25 protein-coding genes are annotated in these 25,564 nt (G+C 67.9%); 12 read left to right on the top strand and 13 right to left on the bottom strand.

Annotation, left to right across the window (positions count from 1 at the left end):
- Positions 1 to 129: 129 nt before the first annotated feature.
- From BRW65_RS21920 to BRW65_RS21930, 3 genes are all read right to left on the bottom strand, one after another.
- Positions 130 to 1,317 (bottom strand): AAA family ATPase, encoded by a 1,188-nt coding sequence (locus tag BRW65_RS21920; protein WP_073878217.1) that lies wholly within the window; start codon positions 1,315 to 1,317, stop codon positions 130 to 132.
- 33 nt (positions 1,318 to 1,350) lie between these two features.
- Positions 1,351 to 2,943, bottom strand: a complete 1,593-nt coding sequence (locus tag BRW65_RS21925) for a Na+/H+ antiporter (protein WP_073878218.1) — start codon at positions 2,941 to 2,943, stop codon at positions 1,351 to 1,353.
- A gap of 178 nt (positions 2,944 to 3,121) precedes the next feature.
- Complete coding sequence (locus BRW65_RS21930) at positions 3,122 to 4,180, bottom strand: DUF5685 family protein (protein WP_073878220.1); 1,059 nt, start codon at positions 4,178 to 4,180, stop codon at positions 3,122 to 3,124.
- A 98-nt stretch (positions 4,181 to 4,278) separates the two neighbouring features.
- Between BRW65_RS21930 and BRW65_RS21935 the strand changes: the two genes are divergently transcribed.
- Together BRW65_RS21935 and BRW65_RS21940 are read left to right on the top strand one after the other, a co-directional pair.
- Entirely contained in the window at positions 4,279 to 4,731 is a 453-nt protein-coding gene (locus tag BRW65_RS21935) for a protease inhibitor I42 family protein (RefSeq protein ID WP_084187917.1), read from the top strand.
- Positions 4,732 to 4,777: 46 nt separating this feature from the next.
- Complete coding sequence (locus BRW65_RS21940) at positions 4,778 to 5,263, top strand: hypothetical protein (protein ID WP_084187907.1); 486 nt, start codon at positions 4,778 to 4,780, stop codon at positions 5,261 to 5,263.
- Between the two features lie 76 nt (positions 5,264 to 5,339).
- Here the strand turns inward: BRW65_RS21940 and BRW65_RS21945 are convergent, their stop codons facing one another.
- Positions 5,340 to 5,768 (bottom strand): DUF1707 domain-containing protein, encoded by a 429-nt coding sequence (locus tag BRW65_RS21945; protein ID WP_073878222.1) that lies wholly within the window; start codon positions 5,766 to 5,768, stop codon positions 5,340 to 5,342.
- 61 nt (positions 5,769 to 5,829) lie between these two features.
- Between BRW65_RS21945 and BRW65_RS21950 the strand changes: the two genes are divergently transcribed.
- Positions 5,830 to 6,450 carry a TetR/AcrR family transcriptional regulator gene (locus BRW65_RS21950; RefSeq protein WP_073878224.1) on the top strand — a complete coding sequence of 207 codons (621 nt, stop codon included), beginning with the start codon at positions 5,830 to 5,832 and terminating at the stop codon, positions 6,448 to 6,450.
- On the opposite strand, the gene BRW65_RS21955 is transcribed toward BRW65_RS21950, so the two are convergent.
- The gene (locus BRW65_RS21955; RefSeq protein ID WP_073878226.1) at positions 6,447 to 7,721 is read right to left on the bottom strand and encodes an alpha/beta hydrolase; all 1,275 of its coding nucleotides are present in this window, start codon (positions 7,719 to 7,721) and stop codon (positions 6,447 to 6,449) included. The two genes, BRW65_RS21950 and BRW65_RS21955, sit on opposite strands and share 4 nt — an antisense overlap.
- Before the next feature lie 113 nt (positions 7,722 to 7,834).
- Between BRW65_RS21955 and BRW65_RS21960 the strand changes: the two genes are divergently transcribed.
- Positions 7,835 to 8,503: an esterase gene (locus BRW65_RS21960; RefSeq protein WP_073878228.1), complete on the top strand. Its 669-nt coding sequence runs from the start codon at positions 7,835 to 7,837 to the stop codon at positions 8,501 to 8,503.
- 6 nt (positions 8,504 to 8,509) lie between these two features.
- Here BRW65_RS21960 and fdxA read toward each other — a convergent pair whose 3' ends face one another.
- Positions 8,510 to 8,836: a ferredoxin gene (gene fdxA / locus BRW65_RS21965; protein ID WP_073878230.1), complete on the bottom strand. Its 327-nt coding sequence runs from the start codon at positions 8,834 to 8,836 to the stop codon at positions 8,510 to 8,512.
- A 170-nt stretch (positions 8,837 to 9,006) separates the two neighbouring features.
- On the opposite strand from fdxA, the gene BRW65_RS21970 reads away from it, so the two are divergent.
- On the top strand, positions 9,007 to 9,942 hold the full coding sequence (locus BRW65_RS21970) for a LysR family transcriptional regulator (protein ID WP_073878231.1): 936 nt from the start codon (positions 9,007 to 9,009) through the stop codon (positions 9,940 to 9,942).
- A 45-nt stretch (positions 9,943 to 9,987) separates the two neighbouring features.
- On the opposite strand, the gene BRW65_RS21975 is transcribed toward BRW65_RS21970, so the two are convergent.
- From BRW65_RS21975 to BRW65_RS21985, 3 genes are read right to left on the bottom strand one after another with little or no spacing between them, the layout of a single operon-like run.
- Positions 9,988 to 10,704 carry a sirohydrochlorin chelatase gene (locus BRW65_RS21975; RefSeq protein WP_073878233.1) on the bottom strand — a complete coding sequence of 239 codons (717 nt, stop codon included), beginning with the start codon at positions 10,702 to 10,704 and terminating at the stop codon, positions 9,988 to 9,990.
- A complete protein-coding gene (locus BRW65_RS21980; RefSeq protein ID WP_073878235.1) occupies positions 10,701 to 11,438 on the bottom strand; it encodes a phosphoadenylyl-sulfate reductase in 738 nt (245 codons plus the stop codon). Before BRW65_RS21980 ends, BRW65_RS21975 begins: the two co-directional genes overlap by 4 nt.
- A gap of 16 nt (positions 11,439 to 11,454) precedes the next feature.
- The gene (locus BRW65_RS21985; protein ID WP_073878237.1) at positions 11,455 to 13,122 is read right to left on the bottom strand and encodes a nitrite/sulfite reductase; all 1,668 of its coding nucleotides are present in this window, start codon (positions 13,120 to 13,122) and stop codon (positions 11,455 to 11,457) included.
- A 311-nt stretch (positions 13,123 to 13,433) separates the two neighbouring features.
- On the opposite strand from BRW65_RS21985, the gene BRW65_RS21990 reads away from it, so the two are divergent.
- On the top strand, positions 13,434 to 14,249 hold the full coding sequence (locus BRW65_RS21990; protein WP_073878238.1) for a lysophospholipid acyltransferase family protein: 816 nt from the start codon (positions 13,434 to 13,436) through the stop codon (positions 14,247 to 14,249).
- Here BRW65_RS21990 and BRW65_RS21995 read toward each other — a convergent pair.
- Positions 14,246 to 15,625 carry an FAD-binding oxidoreductase gene (locus BRW65_RS21995; protein WP_073878240.1) on the bottom strand — a complete coding sequence of 460 codons (1,380 nt, stop codon included), beginning with the start codon at positions 15,623 to 15,625 and terminating at the stop codon, positions 14,246 to 14,248. The two genes, BRW65_RS21990 and BRW65_RS21995, sit on opposite strands and share 4 nt — an antisense overlap.
- 14 nt (positions 15,626 to 15,639) lie before the next feature.
- A complete protein-coding gene (locus BRW65_RS22000) occupies positions 15,640 to 16,296 on the bottom strand; it encodes a polysaccharide deacetylase family protein (protein ID WP_073878304.1) in 657 nt (218 codons plus the stop codon).
- Positions 16,297 to 16,348: 52 nt separating this feature from the next.
- On the opposite strand from BRW65_RS22000, the gene BRW65_RS22005 reads away from it, so the two are divergent.
- From BRW65_RS22005 to BRW65_RS22025, 5 genes are all read left to right on the top strand, one after another.
- Positions 16,349 to 16,972, top strand: coding sequence for a TetR/AcrR family transcriptional regulator (locus BRW65_RS22005; protein ID WP_073878242.1), 624 nt, complete (start codon positions 16,349 to 16,351; stop codon positions 16,970 to 16,972).
- Positions 16,969 to 18,792: an alpha/beta fold hydrolase gene (locus BRW65_RS22010; protein WP_073878243.1), complete on the top strand. Its 1,824-nt coding sequence runs from the start codon at positions 16,969 to 16,971 to the stop codon at positions 18,790 to 18,792. The genes BRW65_RS22005 and BRW65_RS22010 overlap by 4 nt, the downstream gene beginning before the upstream one ends.
- A gap of 132 nt (positions 18,793 to 18,924) precedes the next feature.
- On the top strand, positions 18,925 to 20,064 hold the full coding sequence (locus tag BRW65_RS22015) for a serine/threonine-protein kinase (protein ID WP_244168166.1): 1,140 nt from the start codon (positions 18,925 to 18,927) through the stop codon (positions 20,062 to 20,064).
- Between the two features lie 219 nt (positions 20,065 to 20,283).
- On the top strand, positions 20,284 to 20,691 hold the full coding sequence (locus BRW65_RS22020; RefSeq protein WP_073878247.1) for a hypothetical protein: 408 nt from the start codon (positions 20,284 to 20,286) through the stop codon (positions 20,689 to 20,691).
- A 256-nt stretch (positions 20,692 to 20,947) separates the two neighbouring features.
- On the top strand, positions 20,948 to 22,381 hold the full coding sequence (locus BRW65_RS22025) for a serine/threonine-protein kinase (protein ID WP_073878249.1): 1,434 nt from the start codon (positions 20,948 to 20,950) through the stop codon (positions 22,379 to 22,381).
- 111 nt (positions 22,382 to 22,492) lie between these two features.
- On the opposite strand, the gene BRW65_RS22030 is transcribed toward BRW65_RS22025, so the two are convergent.
- Together BRW65_RS22030 and BRW65_RS22035 are read right to left on the bottom strand one after the other, a co-directional pair.
- Positions 22,493 to 23,650: an alpha/beta hydrolase family protein gene (locus tag BRW65_RS22030; RefSeq protein WP_073878251.1), complete on the bottom strand. Its 1,158-nt coding sequence runs from the start codon at positions 23,648 to 23,650 to the stop codon at positions 22,493 to 22,495.
- A complete protein-coding gene (locus tag BRW65_RS22035; RefSeq protein ID WP_073878253.1) occupies positions 23,651 to 24,904 on the bottom strand; it encodes a cytochrome P450 in 1,254 nt (417 codons plus the stop codon).
- 84 nt (positions 24,905 to 24,988) lie between these two features.
- Here BRW65_RS22035 and BRW65_RS22040 point away from each other — a divergent pair, with 84 nt between their 5' ends.
- Positions 24,989 to 25,441, top strand: a complete 453-nt coding sequence (locus BRW65_RS22040; RefSeq protein WP_073878255.1) for a VOC family protein — start codon at positions 24,989 to 24,991, stop codon at positions 25,439 to 25,441.
- The last annotated feature ends 123 nt before the right edge of the window (positions 25,442 to 25,564 follow it).

The following is a 25,564-nucleotide window of genomic DNA, read 5'->3' on the forward strand; positions in this document are numbered from 1 at the left end:
TTTGCCCATAAGGCAAGTTGCGTCGCGGGTGCGCTCAGGGCTTCGCGGGTGCGCTCAGGGCGGCGACACGCCGAGCGGCGCCGCCCGGGACGCACGCGCGATGGGGCGAAGGCCCACGCTCGGCCGTCCTCAGCGCTTGCCCCAGTCCCACGGCGGCGTGGTCAGCAGGCCTTGGCCGGCGACGCGCGTCTCGCCCCACTCCTTGTACAGCTCGATCTCGACGGCTTGGTCGCTACCGTCGGCGTCGGCCACCGGCACGGTGTCCAGGAATTCGAGCAGCGCCCGAGAATGGGTGACCACCAAGACCTGCGTCCGCGCGGCGGCGGTACGGATGAGCCCCGCGAGCGGCCGCACCAGGTCCGGATGCAGCGAGGTCTCCGGTTCGTTGAGCACCATCAGCGACGGCGCCTGCGGGCTGGACAACGCCGCGGCCCAGAGCAGGAATCGCAGTGTGCCGTCCGATAATTCGGCCGAGCGCAGCGGGCGCAGCATGCCGCGCTGCCGCAGCTGCAGGTCGAACAGCCCGTCGTGAACGGCGACCGAAACCGTGGCGCCGTCGAACGCGTCGGCGACGGCGCGGCTCAGGTCGTCGAAGCTCGCCTCGATGATCGTCTGGATCGCGGCGGCCAGATCGCTGCCGTCGTCGGCCAACACCGGGGTGCGTGTTCCCACTTGTGGGTGGCGCGCGGGCGCGTCCGCGTCGACCCGGAAACCGTCGTAAAACCGCCACTCCCGTAGGCGCTCGCGCACGGCGGCGAGCTCGGGAAGCGCATGCGGGTGCGCGTACTCGGCCAGCACGCTGCGGTACAACGGCAGCGACCGCGACAGTTCGTCGAATCCGCGGGTGTCGGCGCTGACCTCGACGAAACTCGCGGCGCGGCGCACCAGAGTCGCGCCGGTGCGCAACACCGGGCCGGCGAAGACGGCCTCGCGCTTGATCTCGGGATCGCGGGCGAAGGCCGAGTCGGCTCGCCCCGTCGACACCGGGATCCCCAGGTCGACGAGATAACCGAAATCGCTTGCAGCAAAGCCCAATTCGAGGGACACCGGCCGGGTGCGGACCGTGCCCTGGGCCTTGCCCGTCCGGCGGGCGCCCTTGAGCTCCTCGGGGCCGGCCCACAGTGCGGACTGCAGGCCGCCCTCGCGGGCGAGCGAGGCGATCACCTCCCCGCGGCCGCAGTCGGCCAGCAGCCGCAGTGCCCGGTACAGCGACGACTTGCCTGCGCCGTTGGCGCCGGTGACCACCGACAGCCGACCCAGCGGCAGGATCACCTCGCGCAGCGAGCGATAGCCGCGGATTGCCACCGTCTGCAACATGGGGCCGACTGTACGGTCGACGACCGACGGGCCCTACTCCTCGTCCGCCGCGTCGAGCAGCTGCACTTCCTCGAGGTCCATCTCGTGCTGCAGCTCGCGCAGCACGATGTCGTCGATCAGGTTCTGGTTGCGTAGCGTCGTGAGCTCGCGTCGCCTCTGCTCCAGCACGCCCAGGCGCACCCGCCGGACCAGCTCCTTCTTCTTGGCGAGGTGGCCGTTCGCCGAACCGCCTTCGGTGGCCACGGCCAGCGCGGCCCTCTCCTCGTATTCCTTCTCCAGCCGGCGACGCAGCTCGTCGCTAACGCCGACCTCGTCGGCGACGGTGGGCAGCGCGTTGAGCGCCGCTTGGACGCTCCTCGTTCGCGCCAGCTCCAATTCCTCGACGTACGCGACGTCCTCGGGCATCTTCGCCCAGCGGACCACCGCGGGCAAGGTGGTCCCTTGGACCAGAACGGTGGTCAGAATGACGACGACCACGATGAAGATGATGAGGCTGCGATCGGGGAAGGGTGCGCCGCTGAGGGTGGTCATCGGAACGGCCAGCGCCGCCGCAAGCGATACGGCGCCGCGGAATCCGGCCCAGGCCGTGACGAAGCGCTGACGCCAGCTGACCCGGCGTTCGCGCTGCGCCTCGCGACGATCGATCAGTCGGATCAGCACGACGGTGATCTCGCCCCAGAAGATCCGCGACAGGATCACCACCGCGGTAACCGCGAGGGCGATGAACAAGGCGTGCCGCACCCCGCCGTCGACGCCGGCGATGCCGTGCAGCGCGTTGGGTATCTGGACGCCGACGAACACCCACAACGAGCCGTTGAGCAGGAACGTCACGCTATCCCAGAAGGCATACGCCTGCAGGCGCGAGCGCGCCCGGATCACCACCGGCCCGGCGTAGGCAAGCACCAGGGCGGAGACCATGACCGCGACCACCCCGCTGCACTCCATGCTCTGCGCCAGCAAGAACGCCGCGAACGGCGTCAGCAGGCTCAAGGCCCCTTCCTCCTGGGGCGCGTCGAGCCGCTTGCGCAGCAACGTCACCGCCCCGCCGACCAACAGCCCGGCGGCGATGCCGCCCAGGTAGGAGCCGACGAATCGGCCGACCAGGTCGATCGGGGTGATCGCGGAACCCCCGATCGCGACGTGGACGGTGACGGCGAACAGGACTAGGGCGGTGCCGTCGTTAATGAGACTCTCGGCCTTGAGCACGGTCACCGACCGGCGGGGCAACTTCTTCGCGAGGCCCGCCACCGCGGCCGCGTCCGTGGGGGAGAGCACGGCGCCCAGGACGGCGGCCGCGTGGGAGTCCATGCCCAGCGCCCGCGCCGTCCACGAGACCGCGACGGCCGTCGCGATCACCAGGCCGACACTGAGGAACACGATGATGCGCGCGTTCGCCCGGATCTCGCGGAAGCTGGTGTTCAGGCCCTCCCAGTACAGGATCGCCGGCAGGAAGAGCAGCAGCACGATCTCGCCGTTGACGTGCACATGCGCGAAGTTGGGAATGAGCCCCAGCAACGTGCCGAGCACGATGAGCAGCACCGGGGGACCGACGCGATAACGCCGGCCGAGAACCGTCCCGAGGATGACGGTGGAGACGAGCGCAACGATCAGGACGAGGCCAAACACCAACCCATCCTGCCGGACATGATGGGATTGCGCGGCTTGGGGTTTGACCGGCCCGGCGGCCAGCCAGCTCTGCGGGCGGTCTCATCAGTCACATGGGCACCGTGCGGCGGGCATGTGGTGACTCTCGAAAGCGATAGCGCCGGCGATATCAAATCCGAGAACCGTGGACCGGTTGAACTCAGGTGCAGTCGCAGCAGCAGTCGTCGCAGTCGCAGCAACAATCGCAGCCGTCGCAGCAGCACCAGCAACCGGTCCCGTCCCCGCCGCGGCTCGACTTGCGCCCCGGGTTCGGCGTTCCCTCCTCGGCCCCCGGCTGGATCGGCTGGTCACCGAAATTGATCGGCTCCTGCTGACCGTGCGGCGTTCCGCTCTGTGCGCTGAAACCGGCCTGGACGAAGGTGCGCTTGATCGCGCGGCGCACCTCGCCGGTCAACAGCCGATCGACCAGCCGTCCGTCGGTGAACGACACGTCGGCCAGCGCCAGCTCGATGCCCAGCACCGCGTCGTCACAGAGGGCGCGCGCAGCCGCGACGGGAGTTGCGGTCGCCGCCAACGGGTTCCACTTCCCGCGCGCCACGTCGTCCCGGTAGTCCTCGACCGCGTCGAGCAGGTGCGCCACCCGGCCGAACAGCCGCCCCACCTCGCGCAACGGCGCCGCGTTGTCCGGGCGGCCGGCCAGCACCGCGGTGTGCGCGAACGCCTCCGCGACGGCGGTCTCGGTCGGCTCGGTCACCAGCAGCAGCGAGCTGCCCGGACCCGCCTGGGCTTCGAGCGCGGCCTGGCGGTCCATAGCGGCGACGAGCACGCCGGTGTCAAAGCCCAGGACGTGACCGGTGTCGGTGCCCTGGCGCACCCAACGTTCGGCGATGCGGCGCGCCGCCGGTCGCACCCCGGCCACGCCGACCATGCCGTCGCGGTCGTCGACGTGGTCACGGACCCGGGCCGCGGCCAGCGCCAGCGACACCACCGCGGCCAGTCGCACGCAGTCACCGGTGGCCACGTCCGCGCGCCGCATCCCGCGTAGCGGGCAACGCCCGGCGGTGCGGCGAGCCGGCTGCCCGGGGGACTGCGCTTCGACCAGCAATGAGACCACCAGGCCGTCGTAGTTGGTGGCGACGCGGGCGGCCTGGCCGTAATCATCGCGCAGCGCCAGACACAATCCGCACAATTGGGCTGTCCAGGCGGCCGCCAGCTCGCCGCCGAGCCGGTGACGGCAGGGCCGGATGATGCCAAACATGCACAGAAGCTACCGGACCCACAGCAAACGCGCGATCGAAACGCCGGGGATGGGATGGTCTCGTGGGCGGCGGCATGGCAACGGGGCTCCAGGACATAATGGGCTCGATGACTGTCGGGAAGATCAAGCTCTTGGTGACCGTCGCGATGCTCGTTTCGCCGATGTTGGTGGGCTGCCACTTCGCGTCCAGAAACCCGCCGTCGACCAAGACGCTCGAGGTGCCCATGAACGAGGTGCTCACGCAGAGCGTCGTCACGCAGAGCATCGCCCTGGCCGTCGGCAACACGCTCGTCGTGAAGTTGGGCTCGAACTACACCACCCCGTACCGGTGGGCGCCGGAGATGAAGATCGGCGATCCCGGCGTCCTCAAGCAGGAGAGCCACGAGTTCGTGCCACCGAGTTCCGACGCGCTGGGAGCCCCCGGGACCGAGGTGTGGAAATTCACGGCGTTGAGGCCGGGGACGACCACGATCGGTACCGATTACACCAGCTTCGTCGGCAAGGACACCAAGCCGTCGTGCACGTACACGGCCAACGTCACGGTGAAGTAAACGGTCTGGCAAACGAGTGCGAGCGCGTCGCGCTGCGGCTACGGTCTTGGACGTGTTCGGCTTTCTGCGCGATTTGTCCGAGATCGGCAAACTCCCCGCGCCGCTGCGCGACGAGCTCGAGGCCGAGGGGATGATCTTCAGCGCGGGCAAGGTGGGGGTGAGCCGACACTTCGGCGGCCATGTGCCAGGCGTCCATTCGGCCTCGGGCGTGTCCCGCTACACGGGCGCGTTCGCCTTCACCACCGCGCGGATCTTTGCCACGCTTACGACGCGCGGGGACGCCAACCTGCGATCCATCGATTGCCCGTGGGACACCGGCAAGGGGCCGGCCAAGGCCACGATTACCCGCAAAGGCCTCAAGCTCGAAATCGACTTGCACGGCGTCGATCCCGCCTTCAGCGGGTCGATGAAGCTCAATTACCGGAAGACGATCCCCGACGAGGTGCTGGAAAAGCTGCCGACTACGACGCTGCGATTTCCGGTGCAGCCGGTGTTCGTGTACCGGGCGGTCGGCGTGCGTCCCAAAAGTTAGGCTGCCGCAAGCCTTTTCGCTACGCCGCGGCGGGGCGCAGCATGCGCCCGCCGACGAGCGCCGACATGACCACCCCTTACCGCGTAACGGTTTTCACGGCCGGGTGGATCCCCAGCGCGTGGCTGACGAGACCGATGCCGGCTCCCAGGATGGGCCAGATCGGCCAGAAGTAGGTGGCGCCCGTGGTCGCGGCGACGGCGGCCCACACGGTGAGCACGATGACGGTCATCAGTAGGTAGGCGGCGAGGTGAATGCGCACGCTGCGGCGCGCGGCCTCGACGCGGGCGGCGCGGCGGCGCGGGTCCGCGCGCCGGATCCGCTCGAGCGGCAGGTCGGCGAGGAGCTCGCGGAGCTCGGCGGTGGTGTGCGCACCGAACACGGCCTGCACTCGCTGCTCGTATTCGTCCAGACCCAGGTAGCCCTGCGCGAGCGCCTGGCCCAGGCGTGCGGCCGCCCTCTCCCGGTCGCGGTCGCCGGCGCGGGGGGTCATGAGTTGCTGGTCCATTTCGTCCCCTTCCGAAGATGTGAATGGCTTTAACATAGTCCGCAATGTTAATCTCGTCAACATGGCACGTGCGCGCAAATTGTCGACCGGGGCGAAGCGTCGGGACAGCTACCACCACGGCGACCTGAAACGCGCCCTGACCAGCGCCGCGCTGTCGCTGGTGGCCGAGAAGGGGCCGAAGGGGTTCACGCTGACCGAGGCCGCGCGGCGCGCCGGCGTCAGCGCCGCCGCGCCCTATCGGCACTTCGCCGACAAGGCCGCGCTGCTGGCGACCGTGGCGGCGCAGGGCTTCGGCGACCTGCATGCGGAACTGACCGAGGCGGCCTCCACCGAGGACCCGAAGGAACGGGTGGTCGACCTCGGCCGCGCGTATGTGCGCTGGGCGGTCGCCCACCCGGATCACTACCGGGTGATGTTCGGCGCCGAGCTCTCCAAGGCCGACCACCCCGAGCTGGCCGTCGCCGGGGAGCAGGCGTTCGGCGACCTACTCGACGCGATCGCGGCGTGCCAGGATGCGGGCGTCGTAAAAGGCCGGGACCCACGCGAACTCGCCGCGCCGCTCTGGTCGCTGGTGCACGGCGTCGCGTCCCTGGCGATCGGCGGCGAGTTCGGCGCCGTCGGCATCGAGCGGGACCCGGAGGCCATCATCGCCGGGGTGGTGGCCCAAATGCTCGGCAGCTAGGCCACGTTGGCCTGGCGGCGCGTCGCGTACACCTCGGCCAGGAATTGCTCGACGGCGACCGCGGTGTGCACCGCGCGTGCCGAGCCGAAGATGTCGAAAGCGTGTTGGGTGAACGGCAATTCGGCGTACACGACGGACTGGGTGCTGACCTTCCGCAGTCGTTCGACGAACGCGCGCGCCTGCTCGACGGGCACCAGCGAGTCGTTGCGGCCGTGCAGGACGAAGAATGGGGGAGCGTCGGCGGAAACGTGGTTGACCGGCGACGCGGTGATGAACGGCTGCATGTTCGTCGAGGGCCGTTGCTTGACAACGGATTTGACTAGCAGCGCCGGCATCATCGGATGCATCGCGTCGTTGAACCGGGTGAAGTCGTAGATGCCGTAGAACGGCACGGCCGCCTGCACCCGCGTGTCGGCGTCCTCGAAGCCGGGCTGAAACTCCGGCAGGTTGGGCGTGAGCGCGGCCAGCGACGAGAGGTGGCCGCCGGCCGAACCGCCGGTGATGGCGATGAATTCGGGATCGCCGCCGTACTCGGCGATGTGCGCCTTGACCCACGCCAGGGCGCGCTTGACGTCGACGATGTGGTCGGGCCAGGTGTTGCGCGGGCTGTGCCGGTAGTTGATCGACACGCAGACCCAGCCCAACTCCGCGAGGTGGCTCATCAACGGATGGGCTTGTCCGCGTTTGTTTCCCGTCGTCCAGGCGCCGCCCGGGATCTGGAAGAGCACCGGGGCCTTGCCGGTGGGGTCCAGATCGGGACGACGCCAGATGTCCAGGTAATTGGCGCTGCCGTATTCCCCGTAGCTGATGTTGGAGTCGTGGGCGTAGTCGCGATAGATGCGCATCATCCGCAACACCCCCGGCGTCTTGGCGGTGCCGCCGCCCGCCGGCCGGCGCCACAGATCTCCCGATTCGGTGAGCCGCGACGCGCCCAGGCCCTGGTCCAACGCCTCCGTCAGCGGAATGTTGGCCTGGTGCCCGGCGCGGCTGAAGTTCAGCAGGCCCAGCGCGGAAACCCCCGCCACCGTCCACGCCGCGAATCGCACCGGCCGGGTGAGGCGTCGGGCCGTCAACGCCAAACCGCCGAGCTGGCTGACGAGCGTTTGCAGGGGCAACTCGGTGACGACCACGCCGAACATGAACGAGAACAGCGAGGCGTATCCGCTGCGCGCCAACGGCCGGTAGGCGTTGAGCGTGGACACCGCGGTCACCGCCGTGACCACGAGCGACCCAATCTGCCGGATGACATGCATGATTCGAGCTGTCCGCATGGGCTCACCTTACGAGGTGAGGTTTTGGGATCGGTAGGCGCGCGTACGGTGCTTACTTACCGCACACGACCGCTGCGTCGAGCAGCGCCCCGGACGGAACGGACCCAGCATCGATGACCATAGCCAGGAAGGCTCCGATCGCGGCGGCCGCCTGTGTCCTGACCGCGTTGGCGTGCGGCTGGACGGCCAACGCGCAATCGGCGTGCGCCGACCTCGGCGGAACCGTCGACGAACACCAGATCTGCCGGGGGCACATCGTGACGACCAACTACACGCTCGACCTGAGCTTTCCCGTCGACTATCCCGACCAGCAGCCGCTCGCCGACTACGTGACTCACACCCGAGACGAGTGGGCCGACGACGCGAAGGCACATCCGCCCACCGGCCGGGCGTACCTGCTGACCATCACGGGGAAGGCGTACCGGTCCGGCACGCCCAATGCCGGGACCCAATCCGTGGTGATCGACACCAACCAGGACCTCGGCGCCCACCCGGTGACTTCGTACAAGGCGTTCAACTACGACCTGGGCAAGCGCGCGCCCATCACCTTCGACACGCTGTTCAAGCCGGGCTCCAACCCGCTGAACGTGCTCAACCCGATCGTCCGGCGCGAGCTGGGTCCACTGCCGTTCGGCGACCCCGGGGTCGACGCGTACCAGAACTTCGCGATCACCGACGACGCCGTGATCTTCTTCTTCAGCCAGGGTGAGGTGCTGGCGCAGGTCGACGGACCCCAGCGGCTGTCGGTACCGCGTACCGAACTCGCATCGCTGCTGGCGTGACGCGGCCTAGGTGGCCTCGGCCCGGCTTTCGAGGTTCTTGACCGGGGCGGGGTCGTTCTCGGTCAGCCCGACCTTCGCGGCGCCGCCCGGGGAGCCCAGTTCGGCGAAGAAGTCGGCGTTGATCTGGGTGTACTCGCTGTACTCGCCCGGGACGTCGTCCTCGTAATAGATGGACTCCACCGGGCACACCGGCTCGCAGGCGCCGCAGTCGACGCACTCGTCGGGGTGGATGTAGAGCATCCGCGCGCCCTCATAGATGCAGTCGACGGGACATTCCTCGATGCACGCCTTGTCCTTGATGTCGACGCAGGGTTCGGCGATCACGTATGCCACGAGCGTTGTCCTTCCTTGTCTGGCTGGCTAATTTAGCGCGGCCGATGCGCTACCGGCCAGGGTCATCCTTCCCATCGTTCTCGCCGCCACCCGGCGCGAGTAGGGCACGCGGCGTTGTGGAGTCACAAGCTATCGTTGTGGCACACGAATCGATTGTGATGTGATCAGCCATGCCGCTCAGCCCCCGGATGCCGGAGCTCGCCTCGTTCGAGGTGTTTCTGGCGATCGCCGAGACCGGCAGCCTGGGCCGCGCCGCGCGCGAACTCGGGCTGACGCAGCAGGCGATTTCCCGGCGGCTCGCATCGATGGAGGCGCAGATCGGGGTGACGCTGGCGGTGCGGACCACGCGCGGTTCGCAGCTGACGCCGGCGGGCCTGGTCGTCGCGGACTGGGCGAGACGATTGCTCGAGGTCGCCACGGAGATCGACGCCGGCATGGGTTCGCTGCGCAAGGAGGGCCGCGAGCGGGTCCGGGTGGCGGCTTCGCAGACGATCTCCGAGCAGCTGATGCCGCACTGGCTGTTGTCGCTGCAGGCCGAGGCGACGCGACGCGGCGGCTCTGCGCCGCAGGTGATTTTGACGGCCACCAACAGCGAGCACGCCATCGCCGCGGTCCGCGACGGCAGCGTCGATCTCGGCTTCGTCGAGAACCCCGGCACGCCAACGGGATTGGGCACCTGCGTGGTGGGGCAGGACGAACTGGTGATCGTGGTGCCGCCGGGCCACAAGTGGACCCGACGTAGCGTGACCGCCCGCGAGCTGGCGCAGACGCCATTGGTCGCGCGCGAACCGCATTCGGGCATCCGCGATTCGCTGACGGTTGCGCTGCGCCGCGTGCTGGGCGACGACATGGAACAGGCTGCGCCGGTGCTGGAGTTGACGTCGGCCGCCGCGATGCGCGCGGCCGTTCTTGCCGGCGCGGGACCGGCGGCGATGAGCCGGCTGGCGGTGGCCGACGACCTCGCGGTCGGGCGGCTGAGCGCGGTCACCATCCCGAAGTTGGACCTGCGCCGCAAGTTTCGCGCCATCTGGGTGGGTGGGCGCACGCCGCCGGCCGGGGCGGTGCGAGACATGGTGAGCCACATCGTCAGCCGGGTGAAAGCCTAAACCGTCCCGCGAGTGTCGATTTGTCGTGAGGTTTCGGGGGCGGATTCAGGCGGCGGCGTCGGCTTCCAGCGCCCCGTCGTAGCGGTCGAGCACCGTCTCGGCGACGAGCCGATGCGCGCCGAGCGGCGCGGCCATCGGAATGCCGTTGTCGCGCGCGAAGGTTGAGACGCCGTCGGTGAGCAGTCCCGGCGCCAGGAACCAGGGCGCGATGACCAGCCGGCGCGCACCGCGGCGGCGCAGGTGGGCGGCGGCTTTGTGGACCGATGCCTCCGGTCGGGTGGCGAACGCCGTCGTCGCCCCGGCCCACCGGGTGCCGACGGCCAGCCTGGACGCCACCTTCGCGGTGCGCACGTTCGCGGCGGCGTTCGACGAGCCGATGGCGACGACCATGACCCCCAGCTCGTCGTCGTCCGGGGAAACCCCGACGTCGCCGAGGCGTTCGCGCAGCACGGACACCAGCCGCTCGTCCTCGCCGAGGACGTCGGCCTGCCGGATGCCGTGGGCCCCGGCCTCGGCGATCTGCGTCGGGATGTCCAGGCGCGCGTGGTAGGCACTGGCCAGCAGGAACGGGGCAACGACCGCGCGGCGGCTGTCCGGCAGGCCGGCCAGCACGTCGACGAAGTTCGGCTCGTTGAGCTCGAGGAACGCCAGTCGCACGTCGAGGTCGGGGCGCATGCTCGCCAGCCGATCGGCCAGCGCTCGCGCGTTGGCGCCCGAGCGCGGGTCCCGGCTGCCGTGGGCGGTGAGTACGAGCGTGCTCATGATGCGTGCAACCCGCATTCGATCTTGTTTCGTCCCCTCCAGCGCCCGCTGCGAGGATCGTCACCCTCGGCCGGCTTGCTGGTGCAGGGCGCGCAGCCGATGGACGGGTAGCCCTCCTCGACCAGCGGGTTGACCAACACGTTGTTGCGCTGGATGTAGTCCTGGACGTCGTCGTCGGTCCAGGCCGCGATCGGGTTGACCTTGATGACCTTGAACGACTCGTCGAAGCTGATCAGCGGCGCGTCGGCGCGGGTGGCGGCCTCCACCCGGCGCAGCCCGCTCACCCAGGCGGCGTAGCCGCGCAGCGCGCGGCGCAGGGGGAGAACCTTGCGCAGGCGGCAGCATTCGTTGGGGTCGCGGGCGAACAGGTCCTTGCCCCGCAGCTCGTCCTGCTCGGCGACGGTGTGCTCGGGCGTGACGTTGAGCAAGTGGATGTCGTACACGGACTCGACCGCGTCGCGGGTGCCGATCGTTTCGGCGAAGTGGTAGCCGGTGTCCAGGAACAGCACCGGCACGCCCGGGCGCACGGCGGACGCGAGCGAAATCACCACGGCGTCTTGCATATTGGCCGCCACCACATATTTGCAGTTGGCTCCTTCGCGGGGGCCGTCGACGCCGCCGAAGTGTTCGTCGGTCCAGCGCAGGACATCGGTGGCTTCGGCGTCCGCCATCTCGGCCGCGCCGCGTTCGGCCAGTTTGCGCAGCTGCTCTTCGGTGAAGTTCATCGCCACCATGGCGGGTCCTCAGCTCCTATCGCAGATCGGCCTCGTCGGCGCGCAGGGCCCAGGCGGCGAAACGCTCATCGCCGTCGCGCTGCTCGAGGAACTTGCGGGTCACGCGGTCGATGTAGTCGCCGAGCTCGTCGCTGGTCACCTTGTGCTGGCGCAACTTTCGGCCGAAGCCACTGGCTTCGCCGAGGCCGCCGCCCAGGTGGACCTGGAAGCCTTCGACGGAGTTGCCCTGGCCGTCGTCGATCCACTGGCCTTTGAAGCCGATGTCGGCGACCTGAATGCGCGCGCACGAGTTGGGGCAGCCGTTGAGGTGGACGCTGATCGGCACGTCGAGCTTGGAGTCGACGTCGGCCAGCCGCTGCTCCAGCTCGGGCACCAAAGTCTGTGTGCGGACGCGGGTTTCGGCGAAGGACAGCTTGCAGAACTCGATGCCGGTGCAGGCCATGGTGTTCTTGCGCCACGCGGAGGGGCGCGATGGCAGGCCCAGCGCGTCCAGGGCGGCGACGGTCTCGTCGACTTTGTCGTCGGGCACGTCGAGGATGACCAGCTTCTGGAACGGGGTCAGCCGGGCGCGGTCGGAGCCGATCTTCTCCATCAGGTCGGCCACCGCCGACAGGGTGGTGCCCGAAACGCGTCCGGCGATCGGGGCGACGCCAATCGCGTTGAGCCCGTTCTTGATCTTCTGCACACCGACGTGGTCGATGGTGTGCTTGACCGGTGCGGGGGCCGGGCCGTCGATCAGCCGGCGGTTCAGGTATTCCTGTTCGAGAACCTCACGGAACTTCTCGACGCCCCAGTCCTTGATCAGGAACTTCAGCCGCGCCTTGGCGCGCATCCGCCGGTAGCCGTAGTCACGGAACAGCCGGGTCACGGCCTCCCACACGTCGGGCACCTCGTCCAGCGGCACCCACACCCCGACCCGCTGGGCCAGCATCGGGTTGGTCGACAGGCCGCCGCCCACCCACAGGTCCAGGCCGGGGCCGTGCTCGGGGTGGTTGACGCCGATGAACGCGACGTCGTGGGTTTCGTGGGAGACGTCCTGCAGGCCCGACACCGCGGTTTTGTATTTGCGCGGGAGGTTGGCGTACTCGGGGTTGTTCAGGGAGCGCCGGACGATCTCGTCGATCGCGGGGGTCGGGTCGAGTACCTCGTCGAGCGCGTCGCCGGCCAGCGGCGACCCGTGGATGCCACGCGGGCAGTCGCCGCAGGCCTCGGTGGTCTGCAGGCCCACTTCGTCGAGGCGGCGCCAGATCTCGGGCACGTCCTCGATGCGGATCCAGTGCAGCTGCAGGTTTTCCCGGTCGCTGATGTCGGCGGTGTCGCGGGCGAATTCCGTCGAGATCTGGCCCAAGGTGCGCATCGAGCGCGCCGTCAACGGCTTGCCGTCGGTGCGGACCCGCATCATGAAGTACTTGGCTTCGATCTTGTCGGTGTTGTCGTCACCGGTCCAGCTGCCGTCGTAACCCTGCTCGCGTTGCGTGTACAGGCCCATCCAGCGGAAGCGCCCGCGCAGGTCGGAGTGGTCGATGCTGTCGAAGCCCTGCTTGGCGTAGACGTTGACGATGCGGTCGCGCACGTTCAGCGGCGCGTCGTCGTTCTTGATCTTCTCGGTGTCGTTGAGCGGTTCGCGGTCACCCAGTGCCCACTGGCCTTCGCTGCGGGTCTTGGCGGGGCGTGCTGCGGTCATGATGTCTCCTTCGCGGTGCGGAACGGCTTTGGGCTGCTGGCCGCGGCATCGACGCGATGATGTTGTCAGTCAGAGGTGAGAGCGGGCGCTTCGTTGCGCCCACGTCTCATGACTTCATAGTGCCGAGGCCAGGCGTGCGGGAGTAGAGGTCGCGCCGTTGTGAGGGCACAACCGTTGGTTGTGTGCGCGGGTTCACTGATCGACGATCCCCTCGAATTCGCCGGCAAAATTCCGCGCCGCAAAACCGAGGTCGCCCTAGGTCGGCGGGCGTAGCATCAGCTCACGCTCAACGGCGAGCGAGGGCAAACAACATGAACGACACCCACACCGACTCGACCGACGTCGACAAATGGGACCGCGATCTGACCGAGCACGTCGTCGCGCTGACCCGGCCGATCGTCAAAAGGTATTTCCGTTCCGAGGTCCGCGGCCTGGACAACATTCCGGAAGGCCCGTCGCTGGTGGTGGGCAACCATTCCGGCGGCATGTTCACGTTCGACCTGTCGGTGTTCGCCGTCGACTATTACGACACCTACGGCTACGACCGACCCCTCTACGCGCTGGCGTTCGACACCATCTTCTCCGGACCGGCCGCCGAGTTCTTCCGGCGCACCGGGGTGATCCGGGCAACGCGCGAGAACGCCGCGAAGGCGCTGGCCTCGGGCGCGGTCGTGCTGGTCTTCCCGGGCGGCGACTACGACGTGTACCGGCCGACCTTGCAGGAGAATGTGATCGACTTCGACGGCCGGACCGGCTACATCACCACGGCCCTGGAGGCGAACGTTCCGATCGTGCCGGCCGTCTCGATCGGGGGGCAGGAGAGCCAGCTGTTCCTGACGCGTGGGCAGTGGCTGGCGCGGCTGCTCCGGCTGACCAAGTTCGAGCGCCGGTTCTTCCGAACGAACATCATGCCGGTCACGTTTGGTTTTCCGTTCGGGTTCAGCGTTCTCGCGCCGGTCAACATGCCGCTGCCCACCAAGATCGTCACCGAGGTGTTGCCGCCGATCGACCTGGGCCACTTCGGCGACGCTCCCGACATCAAGCGGCTCGATGCGCACGTGCGCTGGACCATGCGGAAGGGACTCAAAGCCCTTGCCGCCCAACGCCATTTCCCGGTTATCGGTTAACCGGCCGCGAACACCACATCGGGGTTGAGGATGCCCGCCGGGTCGAAGCTGTGCTTGATGCGGCGCATCAGGTCGACCTTGACCGGGTCTTCGAGTTCGAGGTAGTAGGGGGTCTTGGCGCGGCCCAGGCCGTGCTCGCCGGAGATCGCGCCACCCAATTCCATTGCCAGCGCGAAGATGTCGGTCAGCAGCTTCTTGCGCGTGTCGGGGTCCTTGCAGAAGATGGCCAGGTGCACGTTGCCGTCGCCGGCGTGCCCGCAACCGGCCGCGGCGCCGCCGGCGGCAGCCGCCAGGCCGCGCACGGCCGAGAGGAATTTGGGCATCGCGCCGCGCGGCACCACCGTGTCGATGAGGTCGTCGGCGCCGACCGCCTTCAACGTCCAGAACGCCTTCTCGCGCGCCTCGATCAGCTTGCGGGCCGAACCGCCCTCGAGCACGTAGGCGTCCACGGCGCCCAGCTCGGCCAGCAGCTCGCCGGCGTTCTCGACGTCCTCGTCCAGCCGGTCGGCGGACCGGTTCTCAAGTGCCACAACCAGATAGGCGTCGCAACTGTCGCGGACGTTGTCGGGGATGCCCAGCTCGAGGTTTTGTTGGTGCACGAGCGCGGCCATCGTCACGTTGTCGATGTACTCCAGGATGTAGGGCGCGAGGCCGCTGCCCACGACCTTGGGGACCGCCGACATGATCTGGTCGAAGTCGGCGAACGGGGCGAGCAGGGCCGCGTTGTGGTCGAGGCGCGGATGTAGCTTGACGGTCACCTCGGTGGCCAGGGCCAGGGTGCCCTCGGAGCCGACGATGAGCTGGGTCAGGTCGTAGCCGGTGGAGATCTTGGCGATCTTGCCGCCGGTGCGGATCAGTTCGCCCGTCGGCAGCGCCGCCTGCAGCCCGAGCACGTTGTGGCGGGCGATGCCGTACTTGACCGCGTTCATGCCGCCGGCGTTGGTGCCGACGTTGCCGCCGACGCTGGACGACAGCTCGCCCGGGTGGACCATGTAGCGCAGGCCGGTGTCGGCGGTCGCGGCGTCCAGCTCGGTGAGCGTGACCCCGGGCTGGACGACGGCGACCTGGTTGGTGGTGTCGACCTCGAGCACGGCGTTCATTCGTTCGAAGGAGATGAGCAGCCCGTCGGCCCGCGGGATCGCGGCGCCCGACAGGCCGGTGCCCGAGCCGCGTGCCGTCACCGGCACGCCACTGTCCGAGGCGGCCTTCAGTAGCTGCGAAACCGCTTCCGCCGAGGCCGGTTTGGCGACGTACGCCGGCCGTTGCGGCGGTTTCGTCAGCACCTCGTCATGCCAGTAGTCCTCGGGGATGGTGTCGCCGGTCAGCAGGTTGTGCTGGCCGACGATTTCGGCGAATCGTGCCGTCATGTCGCTCATTGGAGCCTCACCTTCTACCGATTCACCTTATCCGGAGTGAGGTGATCGACGGGTGTTCGCACATGGCCGCGGACGATCGGCACGCAATCGTCGGGGAGGTCCGTGGTGACCTCGATGCCGGACTCGTCGAGCTCATCGAGGAACCTCGGTAGCTGCTCCATCGCGCCGGTGGGCAGGTCGTGCAGGACCACCACGGTGTGCCGTTGGCTGTGGGCATCGGTAAGCGCCCGGCCCACCCAACCGCGGGGGTCGACCCAGTCGCGCGGGACGCTGTTCCACAGCACGCACGTGTACTGCTCCGCGACGAGGTGGTCGACCGCCGTCGCATTCAGGCAGCGCCGTTCCAGTGCGCCCTCAGTTCCCCATGGCCTGAAGTAGCGATCGGCATCGCCGAATTCGTCCAAAATCTCTTGTGCGCCGCCGATTTCGTGAATGGTCTCGGCGGCAGAGAGCTCGCCCAGGGGCCGGCCGTGAGTGAAGGAGTGGTTGCCGATCCGGTGCCCCTCGCGCACGGCCCGCTCCAGTAATCCGCGTCCCATGGGGGAGCGGACGCTTTGCCCAACGACGAAGAAGATGGCGGACAGCTCACGGTCGGCGAGGACGTTGAGAACCTCGTCCGTGACACCGGCGGTCGGGCCGTTGTCAAAGGTCAACGTGATCTTTGATCGCATCACCCGACAGCCTACCTTGCCTGACTGATCGATCAGACAGTATCGTGGGCGGATGACCGCGGCGGTGTCCAGCTCCGAGTTGCCCGCCGGCGACGCGCGGCAGCGCATCCTGCAGACGACGATCCAGTGCTTCTGCGCGTACGGCTACGAAAAGTCCTCGATGAAGCTGATCTCGACGAAGGCCGGCGTCTCGCAGACGCTGCTGCACTACCACTTCGAGACCAAGGAAAAGCTCTTCCAGGCCGCGATCGACGACATGGCCAAACGCATGTTCGCGACGGCGGCGACCCGACTGCCGCACCGGACGTCGGTGCGGGAGGGTCTGACCGGGGCGGCCGGCCTGATGTACGCCCTATTCATCGACAACATCGACGCGGTCACGTTCATGGTGGAGTTCGCCGCGGCGGCCAACCACAACGAGTTCCTGCGGACCGCGTATGTCGACTATCGCGATAAACAGCGGCGGCAGCTCGGCGAGGCGTTTCGCCGCATCGCCGGCGACGGCGTGCCGCAGCGCCTGATCGACGAGTCGGTGCGCCTCTTCGAGACCGTGCTGCTGGGCATGTCGATGCAGCGGCCGTTCGTTTCCGACACGTCGGCCTTTCGCCGCGACTTCGACGTGTTCGCCCAACTGCTCGCGGCCCGCATCACCGCAGGATTGGAACCAGGGCGATGACCACGAACCTCACCGAGCAACCGATGGTCGAAGACACCGTGACCGGATCCGGGGGCAAGCGAATCTTCGTGCGCCGCTACGACAATCCCACCGCCGACTACGTCTTGGTGCTGGTGCACGGCACCGCCGGCAACAGCGAGAGTTACGACGCGTTCGCCGAGCACGTGCGGCGCAATTACCGGGCGGCGGTCTATTCGTTCGACCTGACCGGGCACGGCCGCACCGAGGGCGAGCCGGGGGTGTTCAGCTTCGAGGACTTCCTCGAAGACACCAGGGCCGTCACCGATTACGCGGCGCTGCGCACGTCCCTCCCCATCGTCGTGCACGGCGCGAGCCAGGGCGGGGAAGTCGCGTTCCACGCGCTCGACGCGTGCCCGGCCGTGACGGCCGGCGTGTGCATGAACATCCTGCTGAACGACGAGATCCCGATGAGCCCGGCGATCCGGTTGTTCCGGTCGCGCCCGGCGAAGTGGGCGGCGGACAAGCTCGGTGATCGGCTGCAGGTCCCATTAAGACGGGTCATCGACTTCAGGGCCGCCTACCAGGAAGACCCCGGGCTGCTGGACACGAGGAAGAAAGACCCGTTCTACGTCTGGCGGTACGGGCTCAAGAGCTACCACTCGGTGTTCAACTACGTGCCGCCAAAACCCGCCGCCGCCAACACCAAACCCGTCCTGATCACCTGCGGGCAGCACGACGAGATCGTCGGCCCCGAGCACTGCCGGGCATGCTTCGAGCGGATCGGCGGGACCAAGGATTTCTTCATCATGCCCGGCGGCGGGCATCAGCTCATGCTGTTCGACACGGTCGTGTACAGCCGCGTGATCGACTCGTGGATCCGGGAACGCGTGCTCGGGGACGCCCCGTCGTGGGAGCCGCCGATCGAACCCGAAGAGCGACGCTTCTTCGAGTTCCTCGACCGCGAACGGGCCAACGACGCAACAGGCGAGCCCGAGTACCGCTACTCGGTGATCGACCGCGCGCTGATGCGGATCAGCAACGGCACGATCGAGCGCGGCGTGCGCTACTTCTCCAACGCCGAGGTCAGCGAACAGTGGCGCTTCACCGCCGACCTTGTCGGCGAAATCGACTACGCCGCATGGGAATTCCTCCGCGACTACCTTCCGTCCGTCGACGGTCGGCGCCCGAGGATGGCGGTGATCGGGTGCGGCCGTGGTGGGGCGATCGAGGGATTGCTCAAACGCTATCCGGAGTTGGGCCAATGGGACATCGTGGGCGTCGACGTCGACTATAAATCGATCGACGCGGCCCGCAAGCGGTTCGCCGACACGGACGGGGTGAGCTTCGTCGTCGGCGACGCGCGTGACCCGGAGGTGTTGGGGACCAATCGATTCGACCTGGTCTACCAGCACGGGGTGCTCGACCACTGCACCGAACACCGCCGCCTGATGGACAGCGTCTTTCGCGCGCTGCGGCCGGGCGGCCGGATGTTCTACGTCGCACCGGACCGCAACGTGTGCACCTGGCTGTGTTTCGTGACCGTCGGGCCGCTGTTCGTGTTCGGTCTGCGCAAGACCAACCACGACTTCCGGCGATTCCCTCGCCCCGCCGAGTTGAACGCCATGCTTGCGCAGACCGGTTTCGAGCTGCTGCCCCGGCGAGGCCGGCCGCACGCCCCCGCCATGGTCGGGGTCGAATACAAGTCGGGGATGAACCCGTTCCCCGTCAAGAAATCGGTGCGCACCCGCGCCCTAGGCGAGGAGATCTTCGAGCACACCGAGCCCCGGTGGTGGCTGAGGAACGGCTTCGTCGGAGAGTATGCGGGAGCGGTCCAAAAGCCGCTGATTAACGCCCGTTGAGCAGCGGGTTTCGATTCGGGACTGGGTGGCTATCCGGAACCAGCAGGGCAGTCAGCTTTCCGACAGGAGATCGACACGGACCTCCAAGGAACTCAGTCCTACCGCGGCCAGGGCAGTAACGGAGTGCTCCTGGTGCCAGGCGGTCTCCTTGGCGACGGTCGGTACGAGCTGCGCGGTGTCCTGGGCCGCGGGGCGATGGCCGAGGTACGCGACGGGTGGGACCGCAAGCTGAACCGGCCCGTCGCCATCAAGCTGCTCTATCCCGGCGTGGCCGAGCGGCCGGACAACCGCTCGCGGTTCGACACGGAGGGGCGTCTCGCCGCGCGGCTGACCGGGCGGCACGTCGTGGTGGTCCACGACGTCGGTGACCATTACGGGCTGCCGTTCATCGTCATGGAGCGGTTACCCGGCGTGACGCTGGCCGACCACATCGCCCGCGGGCCGCTGCCGGTGTCCTTCGTGTACGCCGTGCTCGACGGCGTCCTGGACGCCCTGACCGAGGCGCACAGCGCCGGCATCCTGCACCGAGACGTCAAGCCCGGCAACATCTTGTTCACCGCCGCGGGTGAACCCAAGCTCGCCGACTTCGGCATCGCCAAGACGTCCGGCGCCGCCTACACCCGGGCGGGCGAGGTCGTCGGCAGCATGGCCTACCTGAGCCCGGAGCGGCTGACGTCCAAGCCGGGCACGGTGGTCGACGACCTGTACGCCGTCGGCGTGGTGGGCTACGAGGCGCTGACCGGGCGGCGGCCGTTCCCGCAGGAGGACCTGGGCGCGCTGGCGCACGCGATCCTGCACGAGACGCCGCCGCCGCTGGCCGCGCTACGCCCGGATGTGCCGCCCAACCTCGCCGCCGCGATCGAACGGGCCATGGCGCGCGACCCCAAGTGGCGGTTCGACCAGGCCGCCGCAATGCGAGCCACGCTGGCCGGCGCCGCGCACCCGGCGATGCCCACCGGCACCCGGGTGATGGAGGCGCCGCCGCCAGCCGTGCTGACCTACACGCCCGCGCGGCTGGAGCCAGACAGTCCCCGGCGCAAATGGTGGATCGCGGCGATCGCTGCCGCGTTCGCGCTGGCGCTCCTGTTGTTCGCCATCGATCCGCCGTTCTCGGCGCCACCCCCGGCGCCCACGACGACGACGACCACGCCGGCGCCGCCCCCGACGACCACCGCCACCACCACACCGAGCAGCAGCACCCCGCAGCCGGCGCCCCCGCCGGGTCCACCCGGTCACGGGGGCCCTAAGCACAAAGGCGGGCACGGCGGCTGATTTGAAAGATGCGTTGCGAGAAGCAGTGCCCGTCCCCTGGCATGGTCGAAAGTGGGTTCGGCGGGCTGCCACCTAATTCGCCCGCTACAGGTCCTCACCCTTATCCCGCACACCTTGGACCACAAGTGGCCGTTGCTAGGCGAAATCCCCGAAGAATTCGAAGGGCCACGCGGATGACGACCGAGGTCGGCGGCTACCAGCTGTGACAATGGAGACAACATGACTCAGCCCGATGACCGGCATCTAGGGCACAACAAGCCGGAAATTAACGCCGAAGAATTCCTGCGAAAGGAGCTGCTGCTCGACGGGCAGGCAATGTGTATCCCGATGGCGCAGGTCACATCCATCATGAGACGTCATCGCCTCGCCGATACCGTCGAGGACGAGCAAAACTTGGTGCTGCGCACGATTCGATCCCTGCTCGACGACGGCCTCATGAAGATCGGCGACATACTCGGCGCTTCTGATGAACGAGTGGTGCCTTGGGATCTCTCGATCGATGCCGCCATGGAGCGCCTTCGCGATCTTTTCGTCGGCCACTACGACGAGCCCACGCTGTGGGATTTGGCGGTCTGGTTCCAATTGACACCCGACGGCGAAAAAGTGGCCGAGTCATTGAAAGGCTGACAGTAGTTCAACCGTCACCTTTATTACTACGACTACCGCGGCGTCGTCGACGCCGACACCGGTGCCGTCTACGGGTGGCCGGACGGTCCGATCAATGCCACCCCGCAGCCGCCGCCAGCCGGAACACCCAACTTCACCTGCGGCCTATTCTGGTGTCCGGTGCCGCCGCACGCGTGAGCCGCCGCACGTTAGGTCGGCGCCCGATTCGGGAACCCGCACGGTTGGACCTTTACGACCTAACGAAAGGACTGCCCCATTGACCGCGCGGCTTGGCACCCGGCTCGGGCCCTACGAGCTGCGATCGCTGATCGGAGCGGGTGTGACGGGCGAGGTCTACCGCGCGCACGACACGGTTAGGGACCGGACGGTCGCGGTCAAGCTGGTATCCGCCGACATCGCCGCGGAACCCGGCTTCCAGCAACGCTTTCGACAGGACTGCGGTGTTGCCGCGCGGTTGGAGGAGCCGCATGTCATCCCGGTGCACGACTTCGGTTCGATCAACGGGGTTTGTTATGTCGACATGCAGCTGGTCGACGGCGGCAGCCTCAGGAATCTGCTGCGCGAGCGGGGGCCACTGGAAGCGTCGCGCGCCGCGTCGATCGCCGCGCAGGTGGCGCGGGCGCTGGACGCCTCGCACGCCGCCGGGCTGGTGCATTTGGCTGTTCGGCCCGAAAACGTGCTGCTGACCCGGGACCACTTCGCGTATCTCGTCGACTTCGGTCTCGGGCACGGCGACCCGTCGCGGGTGTATATGGCGCCCGAGCGCTTCACCACCGGCCGGGTCGGGCCGCAGACCGACGTGTACTCCCTGGCGTGCCTGCTCTACGAGTGCCTGACCGGTCAGCCTCCGTTCGAGGCGTCCGACCCGGCCGAGCTGAGGAGCGCCCACCTGCTCTCGCCGGCGCCGCGACCCAGCATCATGCGCCGTGGCGTGGGCCGGGCCTTCGACGACGTCATCGCCGTCGGCATGGCCAAACAGCGCACGGAGCGGTTCGCCTCCGCGGGTGAACTCGCCCGGGCGGCGAGCGAGGCCGTGAACGCGGCCTACGAGCGGGTCACGGTCGGTGCTAGCGCGGGGCCTCTTGGCACTCGTCCGTTCGAGGCGATCCACCCGAACCCGGATGACACCGGCTTCAGTCCGTATCCGGTTGTGGCAACCCCGCCTTCGCCACGACCGCCTCGTTTGGGTGGCCGCGCGCCGCTGGTGGCGGCCGGGGCGGCGGTGGCGCTGGTGGTCGTCGGGCTGATCGTGGCGCTGGTGTCGGCGCTTGTCGACCATGGTTCGCCGCCGCCTCGGACGGCTCAGGCGCCATCGCCGGCGCCGTCCAGCCCGCCGCCGCCGAAGACGCCGACGTTGTCGGCTCCGGTGCGCGGCGCCGACGGGTTAGGTTTCGTCGGCGAGACCGCCCGCTGTGACCCGGGTAATCCGCCGGCCGCCGTCGTGCGGACCGCCAAGTCGCTGGCCGTAGTGTGCCAAAACCTCAGCGGCAGTTACTACTACCGCGGCGAGCGGATCAGCGACGGCGCCCACATCGAGCTGTCCAATGCCGAGCGGGTCGGGGATGGGTTCGACGTGACCAACCCGGTTGACGGCGTCGTCTATGAGGTGCGGCCGAGTCGGCTCCGGATCATCAGCGGCAGCCACGTCGATTCGTCCGAGCCGGTGCTGCAGTACGCGACGGCGTCGTGATCACGCCGGCCGGCTGCCGATCTCCAGGCCGGCTAGCTTGCAGGTGCCGCGAACACCACCCGGCCGTATTCCCTTACCCGGCAAGGCAATCGACCGGCGAGGTGGACGCCGTCATCGCTTTGCGGCCAGGCCCGACTGCACGAGCGCGTCGTCGATGAAGCGCTGCACCGGCCGCGAGCGGAAGAATCCGGTGTGGCCGCCTGGGTACCACTGGATTTCGGGCTTGCCCCAGTGCTCCCAAAGCCGGGTGACCTGGTCGCGCGGGTGTACCAGCCGGTCGGCGAGGCCGGCATAGATGAAGCGGCCCTTTTGCGGCACGCGCGGGGTCAAGGCCAGCGGCGAGATCATCCGGCCGAGGGGCTTGGCCGCGTTCATGGTGTGGCCTAGCGCGGCATGGCCGCTGAGGCCGGCGTGGCGGCCGACCAGGTTCACCAGGTCGACGGCCGGCACCCCCAGGATGGCGCAGGTGAGGCCGTCGTCGAGGCTGGCGACGAGCGACGAGATCAACCCGCCGAGGGAGATGCCGTTGACCCCGATCGCCGCGTCGGACTGCTGGGCGCGAATCCAGGCGATTAGCCGCCGGATGTCCCAGACCGCTTGGGCGGCGCCGTGGACGTCGTCGAGCACGTTCTCGCTGGGGAACTTTGGTCCGCTCGCTCTTGGGCCGTGCAAAGGAAGCACGGGGAGAACGACGTTCAGGTCGAGATCCCGGTACAGGTGCCAGGCGTGGAACAGCATCGGGTCGAGCGCGGCGCGGCCCATCTCGGCGCCGTGGATGCAGATCAGCCAGGGCCGCGGGCGGCGGTGCCGGAACATCAGGGCGTATTCGCGGTAGTTGCCGGTGTAGGTGCGCCACCGTTCCCGGCCGGGTTCGCCGTCGTGGGGTTCGTAGTCGCTGTCGAAGGACAGCCGCTCGTAGTTGCGTCCCATGCTGCTCACGCGCTTGACCGTGACGTCGGTCAGGGGTGGGGGCGGGGCGAAGAAGCCCTCGGGATTGTCGAGCCAGCCCTTTTCGCCGTAGAACTCTTGTGCGGCAAGCACTTCCCTGTCGATGCGTTCGAGTGTTTGTGCGTCGGGGGCCCGGCGGAGCATGCTGAAGCCGCTCAGCAGGATCTCGTCGCGGAATGCCTGCGCCGCGAGCGCGATGGTGGGCCGGGCCACCGGTAGCTCGTCGGGTTCGCGATCCAGGTAGGTGCCCCAGGAGCGGGCGTAGAAGCCGCCGGTGCGGGTGAACGGCCCGAGTAGTTGCGTGATCGGGTTGGCGGGCATCTAGCCTCGCTTGGCTCCGGGGGTGAAGGTGACCGGCAGATTGGCGAGCCCGGCCATGCTGGGGTTGCCGAGATATTGGTCGACGTTGTCGACGTCGACTCGGTAGTCGGGGATGCGGTCGAGCACGGCCCTGACCATGACTTCGGCCATCAGCCGGGCGAGGTGCGAGCCGATGCAGCGGTGCGGGCCGAGCCCGAATGCGACGTGCCGGTTGGGCGCGCGGTCGAGGATGATCTCGTCGGGCTGGGGGAATTCCTTTTCGTCGTGGTTGGCCGAGAGCCAGCTGATGACGACTCTGTCGTTCTTTCTCAGGCGTTGGCCGTTTAGCTCGACATCGTGAGTGACTGTGCGGCTGAGGGTTTGGTTGACGGAGAAGTAGCGCAGGAATTCGTCGGTGGCGGTGCGGTAGAGCTCGGGGTAGTCGATGAGTTGTTGTCTCAGGTGTGGGTGCGTTCCCAGGTGATGGAGCGTCAGCGCGGTCTGGGAGGTAGTGGTGTCGACGCCGCCGCCGATCAAGTTCCAGAGGATGTTGAGCAGCTGTTCGTCGGTGAGGCGGTGGCCATCGAACTCGAACTGGAGGAGGAAGCTGGTCAGGTCGTCTTCCGGTTTGGCCCGTCTGCTGGCCGCGTATTCGAGGACCTCTTCCATCATCTTCGGGACTTTGCCGATGGCGTCCAGGTACTCCGGGCTGTCCTGCGGGACGGCCATGACGGAGTGAAAGAGATGGGCGTACAGGTGCCAGTTGTCGAGGGGCAGACCCATCAGCTTCATGGTGAGGATGGCGGGGACCGGGCTGGCGTAATCGAGGACGAGGTCCATGCGGCCGTCTTCGATTTTCTGGTCGAGGAACTCATGCGCCTTGTGTTCCATGAAGGGCTTGAGTTTCTGGACGGCGCCGGGGGAGAAGAACGGCGCCAGCGCGTGGCGTAGGGCCTGGTGGTAGGGGCCGTCGACCTCGCCGATGCCCAGGGCCGGCTGGCCTTCGGGACGCGGGACGCCCATCTCGCCCTGGTAGTCGACGCCGTCTTCGGAGTTGGGTTCGTACTTGTGGGCGAAGGTGTCGCCGTCTCTGGCCGTGCGGCTCACCGCGTCGTAGCTGCTGAGGAACCAGAAGCCGCCGTAGTTCTCGTTCCAAGCGACGGGGCACTTGCTTCTCAGATCTTTGTTGATGGCCAGTTCATTGAGGTTGAACGCGTCGGAGTGATGGTCGAAGTCGACGATGGCGTCTTCGGCGACGTCGGGACGGGTTGTCATTTGGTTTGTCCTCCACCGCGACCTGGCTGCTTTTTACACTATCTTTGCATTATTACGCGCCGGGTTCCGCCGAGAAAGGCCACGATGAGTAGTCACCGGACGACCTTCAACCACGTCGGATTGTGCGTCTCCGATCGCGAGCGGTCGCGGCGGTTCTACGAGAATGTGCTCGGCTTTCAGTTCTGGTGGGAGCTCGATCCGCCCGACGGCCCTACGTCCAAGCTGGTGCAGCTTCCCGAGCCGCTCGGGGTGCACGCGACCTATCTGGTGCGCGACGGTTTTGTGCTCGAACTCATGGACTACTCAAGGCGTCAGGTTCACGCCGGGTCGGAACGCGTCATGGATCAGGTTGGGCTGACGCATATCTCGTTTTCGGTGTCCGATCTCAGCAGTGCGTTGGAGAAGGTCGAGGAGTTCGGGGGAACGGTGGTCGAGGGGACGGTCAACGGCGCGATGGCGATGATCCGCGATCCGGATGGGCAACTGCTTGAGCTGCTTTCGGATGGGTGGTTGTCGGCATTGCCGCCTCGGCCTTAGAGCGGTTCCTTTCAAGGCGGTGGCAGTCATGCCGCTGGCCAAGGACACATCCTCCGTTGATCGCGGATTCTGGCCCCGCCCGTCTCCGCCTAACAAGTGATGCCGCTCAAGAGCTCAAGAGCT

This window comes from Mycobacterium paraffinicum (assembly GCF_001907675.1).
Lineage (GTDB): Bacteria > Actinomycetota > Actinomycetes > Mycobacteriales > Mycobacteriaceae > Mycobacterium > Mycobacterium paraffinicum_A.